The organism is Streptomyces sp. 1331.2 (assembly GCF_900199205.1).
In the GTDB taxonomy this organism is placed as follows: Bacteria; Actinomycetota; Actinomycetes; order Streptomycetales; family Streptomycetaceae; genus Kitasatospora.
Genome location: NZ_OBMJ01000001.1, coordinates 5,088,908 through 5,103,216, shown reverse-complemented (window position 1 = coordinate 5,103,216; position 14,309 = coordinate 5,088,908). Strand labels below are relative to the sequence as shown.

The following is a 14,309-nucleotide window of genomic DNA, read 5'->3' as shown; positions in this document are numbered from 1 at the left end:
TTGCGCAGAGCCGAGTTGACTTCATATTGTTTGATAATTCCCGAACCTTAGAAATACCGTCCCTACGCACGGGGGAGTGCCCGCCCATGCCCGGAACCACCCACAGACGTCCCGAGCTGCCCTCGCTCACCGGCATCAGGTTCCTGCTCGCGATCCCGGTCTTCGCCTTCCACGTGGACATGGAGAAGCCGTTCGGGGACCACGGGGTCGCCGACGCCTACGCCTGGACCGTCAGCAACGGCGGCTGGACCGCGATCAGCCTCTTCTTCGTCCTCAGCGGCTTCGTGATCACCTGGGGCTCCCGCCCCGAACACCGGGCGGGCCGCTTCTGGCGCGGCCGGGCCGCCAAGATCTACCCGCTGCACGTGCTCACCTGGGCCGCCGCGCTGATCCTGCTCGCCGTGGCCGGCACGGCCGCCACCGCCCGCCAGGCCGTCCCCAACCTGTTCCTGGTGCACACCTGGAACCCGGACCGCGCGGTCTTCTCCAGCCTCAACGACGTCAGCTGGTCGATCTCCTGCGAGGTCTTCTTCTACGCCGCCTTCCCGCTGCTGGTGCGCTGGATCCGGCGGATCCGGCCCGAGCGGCTCTGGTACTGGGCCGCCGCGGTGATCGCCGCGATCCTGCTCGTCCCGGCCGCCTCCGCGCTGCTGCCCGACCGCCCGCCGCTGCCCTTCGGCTCCGGCTCCGTCCGGCAGTTCTGGTTCGTCTACGTGTTCCCGCCGGTGCGCCTGCTGGAGTTCGTCCTGGGCATCCTGCTCGCCCGGATCGTCCGCACCGGCCGTCGGCTGCCGCTCGGCGCAGCGGCCGCCGCACTGCTCTTCGTCCCCGCCCAACTCCTCGCCAAGCAGCTGCCGTTCCTCTGGGGCCTGACCACCCCCTCGATCATCCCGATCGCCCTGCTGCTGCCCGCGCTCGCCGCCCGCGACCTGGCCGGCCGCACCTCCCTCCTCACCTCACGGCCGCTGGTCACCCTCGGCAACTGGACCTTCGCGTTCTACCTGGTCCACCGGCTGATCCTGGACCACGGCCACCGCGCCCTGGGCGGAGGACAGTTCAGCACCCCGGTCGCCACCGCCCTGCTGCTCGGCGCCTTCGCCGCCGCCTGGCTGCTCGCCGGGGCGCTGCACCGCTACGTCGAACTCCCGGCCGTACGGCTGCTCACCGGCTCCCGCACACGCCCGGGCGGCCCCACCCGGCAGGGGTCCTCCGGGGACCCGGCCCCCGCCCCCGACCTCGCCACCACCACCTGACCGCGAGCCGCCCCACCCGAGCCGATCCGAGCCGATCCCATCCGACCCGAAAGGCCGCCCGATGACCGATCAGGACCTCACCGCCTACCCCCTCCCGCTCTCTCCCTACGGCGAGCCGCCCGCCGAGTTCTCCGACCTGCGGGCCAAGTGCCCGGTCAGCAGGGTCCGGCTGCCCAGCGGCGACCAGGCCTGGCTGGTCACCGGCTACGACGAGGTGGTCTCCGCGCTCTCCGACCAGCGGCTGTCCCGGGCCGCCCTGCGCGAACCGGGCGCCGTCCGCACCGTCTCCGGCGAGGACTTCTCCGACAACCCGTACAACCTGCTCAACCAGGAGGGCCCCGACCACGCCCGGCTGCGCCGGCTGATCTCCCCCGCCTTCACCCCGCGCAAGGCCGAGCGCTGGCGCGCCCGGGTGGTCGAGATCGCCGAGGAGCTGATCGACCGGCTGGTCGCCGGACCCCGCCCGGCCGACCTGCACCACGACTTCGCCGCGGTGCTGCCGGTCTGGGTGATCTGCGAGATGGTCGGCGCCCCGGTCGAGGACCGCCCGCTGCTCCAGGAGTGGACCGATCGGCTGGTCTCCATCACCGCCCACACCCCCGAGGAACGGCTCGCCGCCCGCCAGGAGTCCGCGGCGTACGTTGCCAAGCTCGTCGCCGAACGCCGCGCCGACCCGGGCGAGGACCTGCTCTCCACCCTCATCTCCGCCCGGGACGACGACGACCGCCTCGACGAGCGCGAACTCGTCTGGCTCGGCATCAACCTGCTGGTGGCCGGACACGACACCACGGTCAGCGCCGTCTCCCGGGCGCTCTACCAGCTGCTGCGCCACCCCGACCAGTGGCGGCTGCTCACCGAGCGCCCCGACCTGCTGGAGAACGCCACCGAGGAACTGCTGCGCTACGCCCCGCCGTCCGAGATCGGCTTCATGCGGATCGCCACCGAGGAACTGGAGCTGGCCGGCACCACGGTCGCCAAGGGCGAGGGCGTCATCCCGGTGATGCACGCCGCCGGCCGCGACATCCGCCGGGTGGACGATCCCGAACGGCTCGACCTCACCCGCACCGACCCCCGGCACGTCGCCTTCGGCCACGGCGCCCACTACTGCCCCGGCGCGGGCGTGGCCCGGATGGAACTGCAGGTCGCCTTCGGCACCCTGGCCCGCCGGCTGCCCTCACTGCGGCTCGCGGTGCCCGCCGAGGAGGTCGAATGGCTCGGCGGCCTGCTGACGCTGCGTCCGAAGGCGCTGCCCGTCGAGTGGTGACCGCCCGACCGCCCACGCCCCAGCCGCCCGCACCCAGCCGCCCGCACCCCGAGTCCTCCTAGGGCCAATGCCAGTGACTTAGGTTGTGTCCGCTCTGGTGATCGTGATGGTTGCGGGGGTTGGTGGTGGCCAGTCGTGCTGTTGGGCGCGTTTGAGGGGCCAGTTGGACATCTTGCGTTTGATGACGCGGGGGCAGGTCCGTTGACGGCGCGGGGGTAGGAGGCGTTCGGTGATCTCAGCCAGGGTGCGGTTCAGCGCCCTGGTGAGTCTGCCGGGGGGAAAGCGCCGCCTGGGCGGGGACCTGGCGGCGCACGACCCGCAGACTGCGGGTGAAGGACAAGCGGTCGGGGTCCACGCCCTCATGCAGGGCGGCTTGGTGCATGAGTTGTCGGATGGCGTGGTGGACGAGCAGGAGGCCGTAGACCTCCTGCTCGACGCCCCACGGGTACTTCGAGCGCAGGACGAGTTTGGGTCCGCGCTGGTGGGTCTTGATCTCGTCCAGGGTGGTCTCGATCTCCCAGCGCTGGACGTAGAGCGCGGCCAACTCGGCGGCCGGTGCCTCCTCGGGGTCGAGGAGAGTGGTGATCAGGCGGTAGACGGTGCCATCACCGGTGGAGGCGAGGGTGTATTCGACGACCCGGACGGTCACCGGGTTGCGGCGACTCCTTCTGTCCGGTTCGGCGTGCACCGTGCTGAGGTACGAGCCGTCGCTGAGCACGCGCACGACGGGCAGGTTCGCGCTCTTGCGCACGCGCCACAGCAGGTCCGCGCCGGTGGCCCGTGCGTGCTGCCACAGCTCGAAGCCGTAGAAGCCCCGGTCGGCCAGCAGCAGCATCCCCTCGCGAAGCCGGTCGAACAGCTGCCGGGACAGGGACTGCTCGCTCGCCGACAGCGGACCGGTGACGGCGGCGAACACCGCGTGGGTGCCGCACTCGGCCAGCCCCACCACCCTGGCCTGCGGGAACGCGCTCGCTCCGCGTCCCGACACATGGCGGCCGAAGAAGGCGTCGTTGGCCTCGGTGTCCGCCAGGTCCAGCGTGGTGCCGTCCACCGCGACCAGGCGCCAGCGCCGGTACCAGGCCCCCGCTGTCCCGGGCACCGCCATCGGCCGACACACCCGCGCGAACAGCAACCGCAACGGCTCTGGACCCAGCCGCCGACGGGCCCGGCCGATCGCGGCGGTCGTGGGCACCCGCCACGACCGCCGCCCGTCCCCGAGCCCCTCGCCCAGCACCCGGGCGACCTCTTCATAGCCCTGCCCGAAGAACAGGCACATCGCCAGCACGAAGTACACGACCACCCGCGCCGGCAACAACCGGCTGCGTTTCTCGCCCCGCCCGGTCTCCGCGATCACCTCATCCACCAGACCCGGCGGAAACGCCCGGGTCAACACCCCGATCGCGATCCGGTCCGACAACCGCTCACCCGCAGGCGACTTGACCTGTCCCACCCTCGCCACACCACAACCAACGAGACAGGGACACCAAAGTCACTGGCATTGCTCCTAGGGCCTGTCCGGCGGATCTTGTCGGATCAGCGCGCGGCGTCGGGCGCCCGTCTGGGCGTGCGCCCGAATCGCCCTCGTACTGGGTGTACTTGGACGATTCGGGCGTGCGTCCAGGCGGGATGATCCGGCGTCGTGCGCCCGGCAAGATCCGCCGGACAGGCCCTAACGCCCCGGCCCTCGCCCGCCCACGACGCCCGGTCCGACGGCCCGTCCGTTGGACCGGGCCCCCGGCCGCCGCCCGTCCGTTGGGACGGGATCCGGTCCGTACCGACGCCCGAAGACGGAACACCCGTCCGATCCCGAGACTTGGGGCCAGCCGGTACACGGACCACCGACGACCGGACCGCACGCTCCGCCCAGGAACGAGGACCCATGCCGCCGACACCGACACCCACCGCAACCCCCCTGCCGCTGACCGGTCACCACCTGACCCTCCCCGCCATCGTGGCCGTCGCCCGGGCCCGCCCCGGCGCCCCCAGGCCGGTCCTCGCCCCGGCCGCCGTCGAGCGGATGGCCGCCTCGGTCGCCCTCAAGGAGGACTGGCTGGCCCGCGGCATCCCGCTGTACGGCATCACCACCGGCTTCGGCGACTCCGTCTCCCGCCAGATCTCCGCCGACCGGGCCGCCGCGCTCCAGCGGAACCTGGTCACCTACCACCTGAACGGCACCGGCCCGACCGCCGCGCCCGAGGTCGCCCGCGCCGTCCAGCTGATCCGCGCCAACTGCCTGGGCCGCGGCCCCTCCGCGATCCGCCCCGTCGTCATCGAGACCCTGCTGCGCCACCTGGACGCCGACATCCTGCCGCTCATCCCCGAACGGGGCTCGCTCGGCGCCAGCGGCGACCTCGTCCCGCTCTGCTACCTGGCGTACGCGCTGCTCGGCGAGGGCGAGGTGCTGCACCGCGGCCGGGTCCGGCCCGCCGCCGAGGCACTGGCCGAGGAAGGCATCGATCCGGTCGTCCTGACCGCCAAGGAGGGCCTGGCGCTGATCAACGGCACCGCCTTCACCTCCGCCTTCGCCGTCCTCGCCGCCCACGACGCGGCCGAACTCGCCGCCGCCGCCGACATCGCCACCGCCTTCGCCGTGGAGGCCCTGCGGGGCAACGTCTCGCACTACCACCCGTTCCTGCACCGGCAGAAGCCCCACAGCGGCCAAATCACCTCCGCCGCCACCATCCGCGCCCTGCTCGACGGCTCGGACCTCGCCACCGACTACGAGGGCATCCTCGGCCGCCAGGAACTCCTCGGCGAACGCGGCTTCCTCACCCACGAGCACCGCATCCAGGACCCGTACTCGCTGCGCTGCGCCCCGCACGTCAACGGCGTGCTGCGGGACACCCTGGACTGGGTGCGGCCCTGGCTGGAGACGGAGGTCAACTCCTCCACCGACAACCCGCTGTTCGACACCGGCGAGGGCCTGCTGCACCACGGCGGCAACTTCTACGCCGGCCACGTCGGCCAGGCCATGGACGGCCTCAAGACCGCCGTCGCCAACCTCGCCGACCTGCTCGACCGCCAGCTCGCCCTGGTCGTCGACCCCAAGTTCAACCGCGGCCTGCCGCCCAACCTGATCGCCCCCACCGCCGACACCGACCACCAGGCCGGACTGCACCACGGCTTCAAGGGCATGCAGATCGCCGCCTCCGCGATCACCGCCGAGGCGCTGAAGACCGCCACCCCCGCCTCGCTGTTCTCCCGCTCCACCGAGGCGCACAACCAGGACAAGGTCAGCATGGGCACCATCGCCGCCCGCGACGCCCGGACGGTCGTCGAGCTCGCCCGTGAGGTCACCGCGATCCACCTGCTCGCCCTCGCCCAGGCGGTCGAACTGCGCGGCCTGCGCCAGGCCGCGCCCACCCTGCAGAAGGTGCACGGCCTGATCCGCGAGCACGCCCCCTTCACCGACCGCGACCGGCGGATGGACGGCGACATCGCCGCCGTGGCCGGCCTGGTCCGGGACGGCTCACTGCGCCGCGCCGCCGGCCTCCCCGAACCCTTCGCCACCGACTGAGCCCGAACGACACCCGAGCCCGAACGACGACCGCACCGCGGCCCCCACCGCCCCTCCCCCGCACCGGCACCGTCCCGCCCGAGACTCCCCACAGCCCGAGGAGCAATCAGAGATGCTGCTACTGCGCGATCCCGTACTGCGCCAGGACGCCGCCGAGCGCCTGGACTCCCACACCGCCCTGATCCACCGCACCTGGCAGGGCCAGGCCCCGGCCGACCGCTACGGCGCCAAGCTCGCCGACACCCTGACCGCCGCCGTACGGTCCCCGATGTACGCCGAGACCCTGACCGGCGCCCTCGCCGACCGGCTGCGCTCCGACACCCCGCTGACCCCGGCCGAAGCCCTCGACGCCTTCGCCGCCCTGCCCTTCCTCGGCAAGAAGGAGCTCGGCGGCCACGGCGCCGGCGCCTTCACCCGCCCGCTGTCGGAGTTCCTGCACTACTACGAGTCCTCCGGCACCACCGGCGACCCGGCCCCCGCCCCCAAGGCCGTCGACGACCTGCTGATCAACACCCTCAACATCGGCGAGATGTGGGGCCGGCTGCTGCAGCCCTCCGACGTCGCGCTGATCCTCATCAACGCGCCCTTCGCCCCCGCCGCCTACCAGTTCGAGAAGGTGCTGGAGTACCTGGGGGTGATGTCCTTCCGCCCCTGGGTGGACAACATCACCGGCGACTACACCCGGGTGCTGCGCCTGGTCTCCGAGCTGAACGCCAACGTCTACGTCGGGCCGCCCTCCCGGCTGCTGGAGATGGCCCAGTTCTCCCAGCGCAACGGCCTGCCGCTGCCCCGCTTCGGCCGGCTCCTGCTGATGGCCGAGCAGACCGGCCCCAGCTTCGTGCGCCACCTCGAACGCCTCACCGGCGGCACCGCCTACGTCGGCTCGTACGGCTCCTCGGAGACCGGCACCCTCGCCGTCACCTGCGAACACCGCCGGCTGCACCTGCAACTCCAGAGCTACCTGCTGGAGATCGACGACGGCGAGCGCACCACCGTACTGGGCCCGGACAACGAGCCCGTGCAGGGCGAACTGGTCGTCACCACCCTCGACATCCCCTCCCGACCACTGCTGCGCTACCGCACCGGCGACCTCGTCCGGATCGAGACCGACCCGTGCGACTGCGGCATCCGACTACCCGTGCTGCGCACCCTCGGGCGCGCCCAGGACGTCCTGCTGCTCGCCGAGAACAACATCCGCCAGGACGACCTGGAGGAGGCGCTGTGGGCCGAAGCCCTGCCCGGCGCCTCGGTGTTCAACTACATGCTGGTGCTGCGCGGGCGGACGCTGGTCTGCCTGGTCACCACCGACGGCACCCCGGACGGCTCCTGGGCCCGGGTGCTGGAGCAGCGCCTCGCCCCGCTGTTCGAGGAGTACACGGTGACCGTCCACCCGGTGGAGAAGCTGCCCCCGCTGGCCTCGCTCGGCCAGTACCTCGGCTGGAAGCTCTCCCGGGTCCTCGACCTCAACGAGGAAGCCAACTGGGGCCGGCTGCCCGCCCCGCTCACCTCCCTGGTGCGCGAGTCGCTGGAGCAGGTCGCGAAGACCACCGGAGTACGGGCATGAGCGCTCTTGCAGGGCTGGTGTCGCGCAGCGGGGATGTGCGCGAACAGGCCGATCTCGTAAGGGAGTTCACCGACACCCTGACCCACCGCGGCCCGCGCCGCGGCGGCACCTGGCTCGCCCGGCACGCCGCCCTCGGCCACCGCCAGTTCCACACCGGGCCCCGCAACGACGTGCCGCAGCCCTGGTTCCCGCCCGAGCTGGACCCGGCCCCGGCCGTCATCGCGTTCTCCGGCGAACTCCTCAACCCCGGCCCGCTGCACACCGCGCTGACCGCCCGCGGCCACCGCGTCCGCAACGGCTCGGACGCCGAACTCACCCTGCGCGCCTACCTGGAGTGGGGCGAGGCAGCCGCCGAGCGGCTGATCGGCGGCTACGCGGTCGCGATCTGGGACACCCGCACCGAGGAGCTGGTGCTGATCCGCGACCGGCTCGGCGTCGAACCGCTCTACTGGGCCGAACTGCCCGACGGCTCCCTCGCCTTCGGCTCGGAGCCGAAGGCCCTGCTGGCCGCCGGCCTGCCCGCCGAGGTCGACGCCGACGGCCTGGTCGACGTCCTCACCGTCGCGCTCAAGCGCCCCGGCGACGCCGTCTACCGCGGCCTGCACGAGGTCCGCCCCGGCTGGGTGCTGATCGCCGGCCCCAACGGGGTGCGCCACCAGCGCTACTGGGCGCCGGAGGCCGCCGAACACCCCGACGACGAACCGACGACGGTGCGCCGGGTGCGCGCACTGCTCGGCGACACGGTGCGCCGGCAGGCCGCCGACACCGGCGTCAAGCCCGGCGCCCTGCTCTCCGGCGGCCTGGACTCCAGCGCCATCGTCGCCCTGGCCGCGGCCGGCGGCGACAGCGTCGCCACCTACTCGGTCGACTTCGCCGGCAGCGAGACCGACTTCAAGGCCGACGCCCTGCACGTCAGCCGGGACGCCCCGTACGTGCGCGCGGTGGTCGAGCACGTCGGCACCAAGCACACCGAGATCCTGCTGGACGCCCCCTCGCTGCTCGACCACCTCGGTGCCACCCTGCGCGCCCGCGACCTGCCCGGCGTCGGCGACCTCGACGTCTCGCTGCACCTGCTCTTCCGCGAGGTGCGCGGCCACGCCGAGGTGGTCCTCTCCGGCGAGGGCGCGGACGACGTCTTCGGCGGCTTCCCCTGGTTCGCCGCCGAGGCCGACCGCCCGACCGCCAACTTCCCGTGGTCGGCCGGGATCACCGACCGCAGCGGGATGCTCTCCGCCGAGCTGCGCCGCCACCTGGACGTGGACGCCGCGGTGGCCGCCCGCTACCGCGAGGCGATCGCCGAAGTCCCGCGTCTGGACGGCGAGTCCGGTCAGGACCACCGGCTGCGCGAGGCCTTCCACCTCCAGCTCACCCGCTTCCTGCCGTTCCTGCTGGACCGCAAGGACCGGATGAGCTTCGCGGCCGGCCTGCTGGTCCGGCTGCCGTTCACCGACCACCGGCTGGTCGAGTACGTGTGGAACGTTCCGTGGGCGCTCAAGCGGGCCGCCGGCCAGGAGAAGGGCCTGCTGCGCGAGGCGGTCGCCGACCTGCTGCCCACCGAGGTGGTGCGGCGGCAGAAGAGCGGTTTCCCGTTCGGGCAGAGCCCGGAGTACCTGGAGGCGGTCCGCGAGGCCGTCCGCGCGCTGCTCGCCGACAAGGACTCGCCCGCCCTGCCGCTGCTGAACGCCGAGGCGCTGCGCGCCCAGGTGGACGGCGGCGACTGGCACACCGGCACCTTCACCCCGCCGCCGTGGCTGCCGCGCGCCCTGCTGCTGGACGCCTGGCTGCGGACGTACGGCGTCCGCGTGGTGCTCTGACCCCGCGCCCCGCAACCCCCGCGCCCCGCAACCCCCGCACCCACGCGCCCCGCACCCACGACAGCGCCGCCCGTACCCCGTCCTCCGGGGGTACGGGCGGCGCCCCGTTCCGGCTCGGTTCAGGCCCGCGTCCCCCAGGCGGTGAACACGGCGAGCGACAGGTCCCGGAACTCCGGGTCGGCGAGCTCCCGGTACGCCGCCTCGAAGTCCTCGTCCGTGGCGAGCCCGGCGGCCACCACCGCCGGCCGGGTCTGCTCCAGGGTGAGCCGCCACCACTCGGCCTCGTCGTCCCCGCCGGTGACCAGCTGGAAGCGCGCGTCGTGGCCGAGGCCGGTCAGTCCCTTGCCCTCCAGCGGCACCGGCAGGCTGCGCGCCCACTCGGTGTCGGTGCCCACCGCGGTCTCCAGGTGGCGGCGGAAGGCCCGCAGCACGGTCCGGTAGCCGGGGTGCGGGGAGTCCTTGATCGGGAAGAACGCCGGCTCCTCCAGCACCAGCGTCCCGCCGGGCGCCAGCCAGCCGGCCAGCCGCTCGACGGCCTTCTCCGGGTCGGGCAGGTGGATCACCACGTACCGGGCGTGGATGAAGTCGAAGGAGGCGGGCGGGAAGTCGTCGGTGTAGACGTCGTGGCGCAGCACCCGCACGCCGTCGGCGGCGAGTTCGTCCAGGAAGGTGGTGTCGAGGTCGGTCACCGTCACCTCGGCGCCCTGCCCGGCCAGCCAGCGGGCGACGGAGCCGCCGCCCCCGCCGACCTCCAGCACCCGGTGCCCGGCGCGCAGGCCGAGCGCCCGGAAGCGGGCCCGGGTGTGCTCGTCCAGGACGGACTCCAGCAGGCGCAGCCGGTGCAGTTCGGTGCCGACGGCGTGGCTGAACACCCCGTCGCGGTAGCGCTCCTCGTTCCACTGCCAGCGTTCGCCGCTGGCCCCGGCGAAGACGGACTCCGAGCCGGTCTGTACGGTCATGGGTTTCTCCTGTGATCGCGGTCGGGCGTGCGGGTTGACGGGGTCGTGCGGGCTCCACGGGCCGTACGACGGGCGGCGGGGGCCTTCGGGAGTGGTTTCGGGGGTGGTTCAGACGAAGGCGAGGACGCGGACCGGGCCGCCGGTCCCGCCGAGGTGCTTGGGCGCGCCGACCACGGCGACGGCGCCGAGGTCGGGCACGGTGTCGAGCCCGGCGAGGCATTCGATGGCGTACTTGCCGGCGGGCAGCAGCACCCGGTGGGTGTCCGGGTCGGCGGGCCGGGTGCCGGGGTCGAGGCTGATCGAGTCGGTGCCGACGCCGACGACGGAGCGCTCGGTCACCAGGAACTGCGCGGCCTCCACCGAGATGCCGGGGAAGCGGTAGAGCCCTTCCGCGGGGTCGAGGTTGAGGAAGGCGCCGGGGGTGTGGATCCGGTGCGCCCAGTCGTTGTCGACCGCGAGCAGCGCGCCGTCGGGGATCCGCCCGTTGCGGCTCTCCCACCTCAGCAGGTCGTCGACGGTCAGCTCGGTGACGTTGTCCCGGGCGGCGCGCTCGCCGATCCGGACCACGGCCAGCGGGGCGACCAGGGTGTCGGCCGGGATCTGGTGGGTGGCGAGGCCGTTGTCGTCGAAGTGCGAGGGCGCGTCGAGGTGGGTGCCGATGTGCTCGTTGTAGGTGAGTTCGAAGGCGTTGTACTCGTGCTCGGCGAGGTTGGCGAGCCGCTTGATCTCCATCGGTTTGACGTACAGCTCGAACACCGGCCAGTCCGGTCCGACCACGTGGGTGAGGTCGCGGACGGCCCCGCCCGGCAGCGCGACGGGGGTTCTGGCCCGGATCGGCGCCGAGACCTCCACGGCCGGTTCTGCGGTGGCGAGGTGGGCGCTGTGCGCGGTGGCGCCGGCCACCGTCTCGGGTGAGCACATGGGATTCCCCTTCCTTGGAGAACATCTATCGGAAAACAATCTCCTGAACGCGTTATGCTGGTGGCCCCGCCCGCAGAAGGAGATCCGATGGCCACCGCCCCGCGGACGCCCCGCCTCGCCTCGCCGAGCCGGACGGAGGACGACGGCGAGCGCCGGAAGTACTTCGCGACGCTCACCCGGGAGCGCCCCGACATCGCGCTCTGCCGGGCCACCACGGTGGTCGCCCGGGCGATCGACGAGGAGCTGACCGACGCCCGGCTGACGGTGGCCCAGCACCTGGTGCTGAAGATGCTGGACGCGGTCGGCGCCTGCTCCCAGCAGGAATTGAGCGAACAGCTGCGGATCGACCGCAGCGTCATGGTCGGCTGCATCGACGGCCTGGAGAACTCCGGGCTGGTCGTCCGCGAGCGCCACCCGCGCGACCGCCGCGCCTACGCCGTCACCATGACGGAGGCCGGATCGAGGGCGCTGGCCGAGGCGGAGGCGGGCATCGCCCCGCTGATGGACCGGGTCTTCGCCGCGCTCACCCCGGAGGAGCGGGCGACGCTGACCCGGCTGACCCGCAAGATCCTCGCCGTCCAGCCCACCGGGTGAACCCGGGCCCGCGGCCGGCCCACCTGCGCGCCTCGGCCCCCCGGTGCCCGTCGGCGCACCGACGCCGGCCGGCCCCCCGCCGCCACCGCTGCCGGTTACCGTCGGTCCACCAGCGCCTGGTTGACCAACTGCCGCAGCCGCCCGTGCAGTTGATGGGCACTGGAGGGCATCAGCTGGGTCAGGAACAGCACCGTCAGCCGCTCCACCGGGTCCACCCAGAAGATGGTGGACGCGGCGCTGTGCCACCCGTACTCCCCCACGCTGGCCGGCACCCCGGCAGCGGCCGGGTCCTGCACCACCGCGAAGCCGAGCCCGAAGCCGACCCCGGCGGTGGGCATCTCGGCGAAGACGGGCCGCCCGACGCTCTTCAGGTCCCCGCCGCCGGGCAGGTGGTTGCGCAGCGCGTGGCGCACGGTGTGCCGTCCGAGCACCCGTACGCCCTGGTACTCGCCCTCGCCGAGCAGCATCTGGCTGAACCGGTGGTAGTCGGCGAGCGTGGTGACCAGCCCGGAGCTGCCGGAGAGGCAGACGGGCTCGTGCAGCACGTCGCCGCCGAAGGCGTCGTTGCGCACCGCCTTGCCGTTCGCGGGGTTGACGACGTAGAAGCCGGCCAGCCGGTCGGCCTTGTCCGCGGGGACGTGGAAGCCGGTGTCCGCCATGCCGAGCGGGCCGAGCACGCGCTCGGCCAGGAACTCGTCCAGCCGCCGGCCGGAGGCGACCTCGATCACCCGCCCGAGCACGTCGCTGGAGGCGCCGTAGTTCCAGGCGGTGCCCGGTTCGAAGAGCAGCGGGAAGGAGGCCCACTTCGCCACGCACTGGGCGAGGTCGAGCCCGGGGGCGGTGGTCCACTCGAAGCCGTTGGCGGTGTAGATCTCGTCCACCGGATGGGCCCGGTGGAAGCCGTACGTGAGCCCGGAGGTGTGGGTGAGCAGGTGGACGATCCGGATCGGCTCGGCGGCGGGCACGGTGACCGGCCGGGAGGCCGGTCCGCGCTGGTAGACCCGGACGTCGGCGAACTCCGGCAGGTAGCGGGAGACCGGGTCCTGCAGACCGATCGCGCCCTCCTCCAGCAGGACCAGCGCGGCCACCGAGGTGACCGGCTTGGTCATCGACCACGACCGGTAGATGGTGTCCGCGGTCTGCGGCAGGCCCTTCTCGACGTCGCGGTGCCCGTACGCGGCGAGGTGGGCGACCTTCCCGCCGCGGGTCACGGCGAGCTGCCAACCGGGCAGCCGGCCGTCGTCCACGAAGGCCCGGAGGTACTCGTCGATCCTGCGCAGCCGTTCGGGGTCCAGCCCGACCTCGGCCGGTTCGACTTCGACTTTGATCTGCGACATGGCGTCCTCTCGCGGTCGACCGCACTCGTCATGTTTCGAATGTTCGAAGTTGTTGGAAGCATAGGAAGAATCAACTCCGCACACAAGAGCGGGACTTGAGAAGCAGGCTCGCCACTTCGAATATTGCGCAAGTTTCGAACCATTACTAGGCTGGCCAGTCGAGTACGCATTCGCGGGCGATGGATCCGCACCCCGACCCGACCCGACCGGAGCTGGCGCCCATGTCTCCCCTCGCGCTTTCCATCGACGAACTCCTCACCACCACCCGGGCGGTGCGCAAGCGGCTGGACCTCACCCGCCCGGTGGAGCGCAAGCTGATCGAGGAGTGCCTGACCCTGGCCACCCAGGCCCCCACCGGGCGCAACCGCCAGCGCTGGGACTTCGTGATCGTCACCGACCCGGCCAAGCGCTCCGCCCTCGCCGACCTCTACCGGCTCGGCCTGGTCCGCCCGCGCCAGCAGACGGTCGGCACCGGCGTCGACCGCACCGTCGGCGACCAGCTGCGCCGGCTGCGCCTGGCCGAGAGCGCCCAGCACCTCTTCGACCACCTGCACGAGGTCCCCGTCCTGGTGATCCCGTGCGTCCGGATCGAGGGCCGGCACGAGGTCGACTCCTTCGTCGGCCAGGCCAACACCTGGGGCTCGATCATCCCGGCCACCTGGCAGTTCATGCTCGCCGCCCGCTCCCGCGGTCTCGGCACCGCCTGGACCACTCCGCACCTGCACTACGAGCGCGAGGCCGCACAGATCCTCGGCATCCCCTACGAGACCGTCCTGCAGGCCGCCCTGATCCCGCTGGCCCACACCATCGGCACCGACTTCCGCCCCGGCCCCCGGGTCGAGACCGACCGGATCGCCCACTGGGACACCTGGTAGGCGGTCCCGGAGGGCTCCGGACGGGCCCGAACATCCTTGACCACCGCTCGAACGGCTCCCTAGGATGGCCACCATGTTCCGGGAATGTCGAGTCAACGGCCTTGCCGCCGAGGCGACTTCCGACCGCGCGACCGGCCACGGCCGCTGTTGCCCCTGAACTCCCCCTCCGCGTCCGCACACTGACGTGACGCCGGAAAGAGATCTCCTCTCA

The 14,309-nt window shown here is 72.7% G+C and carries 11 protein-coding genes; 7 read left to right on the top strand and 4 right to left on the bottom strand.

Annotation, left to right across the window (positions count from 1 at the left end; all coding sequences use genetic code 11):
• Positions 1–86: 86 nt before the first annotated feature.
• A complete protein-coding gene (locus CRP52_RS21880) occupies positions 87–1,253 on the top strand; it encodes an acyltransferase family protein (RefSeq protein WP_097237929.1) in 1,167 nt (388 codons plus the stop codon).
• A gap of 61 nt (positions 1,254–1,314) precedes the next feature.
• Entirely contained in the window at positions 1,315–2,517 is a 1,203-nt protein-coding gene (locus CRP52_RS21875; RefSeq protein ID WP_097237928.1) for a cytochrome P450, read from the top strand.
• Positions 2,518–2,752: 235 nt separating this feature from the next.
• Here the strand turns inward: CRP52_RS21875 and CRP52_RS21870 are convergent, their stop codons facing one another.
• Entirely contained in the window at positions 2,753–3,976 is a 1,224-nt protein-coding gene (locus CRP52_RS21870) for an IS4 family transposase (RefSeq protein ID WP_097234600.1), read from the bottom strand.
• 420 nt (positions 3,977–4,396) lie between these two features.
• Here CRP52_RS21870 and CRP52_RS21865 point away from each other — a divergent pair, with 420 nt between their 5' ends.
• From CRP52_RS21865 to asnB, 3 genes are all read left to right on the top strand, one after another.
• On the top strand, positions 4,397–6,034 hold the full coding sequence (locus CRP52_RS21865; protein WP_097237927.1) for an aromatic amino acid ammonia-lyase: 1,638 nt from the start codon (positions 4,397–4,399) through the stop codon (positions 6,032–6,034).
• A 112-nt stretch (positions 6,035–6,146) separates the two neighbouring features.
• A complete protein-coding gene (locus CRP52_RS21860) occupies positions 6,147–7,598 on the top strand; it encodes a phenylacetate--CoA ligase family protein (protein WP_097237926.1) in 1,452 nt (483 codons plus the stop codon).
• Positions 7,595–9,412, top strand: coding sequence for an asparagine synthase (glutamine-hydrolyzing) (asnB, locus tag CRP52_RS21855; RefSeq protein WP_097237925.1), 1,818 nt, complete (start codon positions 7,595–7,597; stop codon positions 9,410–9,412). The genes CRP52_RS21860 and asnB overlap by 4 nt, the downstream gene beginning before the upstream one ends.
• Positions 9,413–9,531: 119 nt before the next feature.
• Here asnB and CRP52_RS21850 read toward each other — a convergent pair whose 3' ends face one another.
• Entirely contained in the window at positions 9,532–10,371 is an 840-nt protein-coding gene (locus tag CRP52_RS21850) for a class I SAM-dependent methyltransferase (RefSeq protein ID WP_097237924.1), read from the bottom strand.
• A 108-nt stretch (positions 10,372–10,479) separates the two neighbouring features.
• The gene (locus tag CRP52_RS21845) at positions 10,480–11,292 is read right to left on the bottom strand and encodes a cyclase family protein (RefSeq protein ID WP_097237923.1); all 813 of its coding nucleotides are present in this window, start codon (positions 11,290–11,292) and stop codon (positions 10,480–10,482) included.
• An 87-nt stretch (positions 11,293–11,379) separates the two neighbouring features.
• On the opposite strand from CRP52_RS21845, the gene CRP52_RS21840 reads away from it, so the two are divergent.
• Positions 11,380–11,886 (top strand): MarR family winged helix-turn-helix transcriptional regulator, encoded by a 507-nt coding sequence (locus CRP52_RS21840; RefSeq protein WP_097237922.1) that lies wholly within the window; start codon positions 11,380–11,382, stop codon positions 11,884–11,886.
• 95 nt (positions 11,887–11,981) lie between these two features.
• Here the strand turns inward: CRP52_RS21840 and CRP52_RS21835 are convergent, their stop codons facing one another.
• Positions 11,982–13,223 carry a serine hydrolase domain-containing protein gene (locus CRP52_RS21835; protein ID WP_097237921.1) on the bottom strand — a complete coding sequence of 414 codons (1,242 nt, stop codon included), beginning with the start codon at positions 13,221–13,223 and terminating at the stop codon, positions 11,982–11,984.
• A gap of 221 nt (positions 13,224–13,444) precedes the next feature.
• Here CRP52_RS21835 and CRP52_RS21830 point away from each other — a divergent pair, with 221 nt between their 5' ends.
• Positions 13,445–14,098, top strand: coding sequence for a nitroreductase family protein (locus tag CRP52_RS21830; protein WP_097237920.1), 654 nt, complete (start codon positions 13,445–13,447; stop codon positions 14,096–14,098).
• Positions 14,099–14,309 lie beyond the last annotated feature (211 nt).

Bases quoted from the DNA above. Each gene is read 5' to 3' on its own strand.
- CRP52_RS21835 (WP_097237921.1), bottom strand. From the start codon at position 13,223: ATGTCGCAGATCAAAGTCGAAGTCGAACCGGCCGAGGTCGGGCTGGAC.
- asnB (WP_097237925.1), top strand. From the start codon at position 7,595: ATGAGCGCTCTTGCAGGGCTGGTGTCGCGCAGCGGGGATGTGCGCGAA.
- CRP52_RS21875 (WP_097237928.1), top strand. From the start codon at position 1,315: ATGACCGATCAGGACCTCACCGCCTACCCCCTCCCGCTCTCTCCCTAC.
- CRP52_RS21830 (WP_097237920.1), top strand. From the start codon at position 13,445: ATGTCTCCCCTCGCGCTTTCCATCGACGAACTCCTCACCACCACCCGG.
- CRP52_RS21860 (WP_097237926.1), top strand. From the start codon at position 6,147: ATGCTGCTACTGCGCGATCCCGTACTGCGCCAGGACGCCGCCGAGCGC.
- CRP52_RS21845 (WP_097237923.1), bottom strand. From the start codon at position 11,292: ATGTGCTCACCCGAGACGGTGGCCGGCGCCACCGCGCACAGCGCCCAC.
- CRP52_RS21840 (WP_097237922.1), top strand. From the start codon at position 11,380: ATGGCCACCGCCCCGCGGACGCCCCGCCTCGCCTCGCCGAGCCGGACG.
- CRP52_RS21850 (WP_097237924.1), bottom strand. From the start codon at position 10,371: ATGACCGTACAGACCGGCTCGGAGTCCGTCTTCGCCGGGGCCAGCGGC.
- CRP52_RS21880 (WP_097237929.1), top strand. From the start codon at position 87: ATGCCCGGAACCACCCACAGACGTCCCGAGCTGCCCTCGCTCACCGGC.
- CRP52_RS21865 (WP_097237927.1), top strand. From the start codon at position 4,397: ATGCCGCCGACACCGACACCCACCGCAACCCCCCTGCCGCTGACCGGT.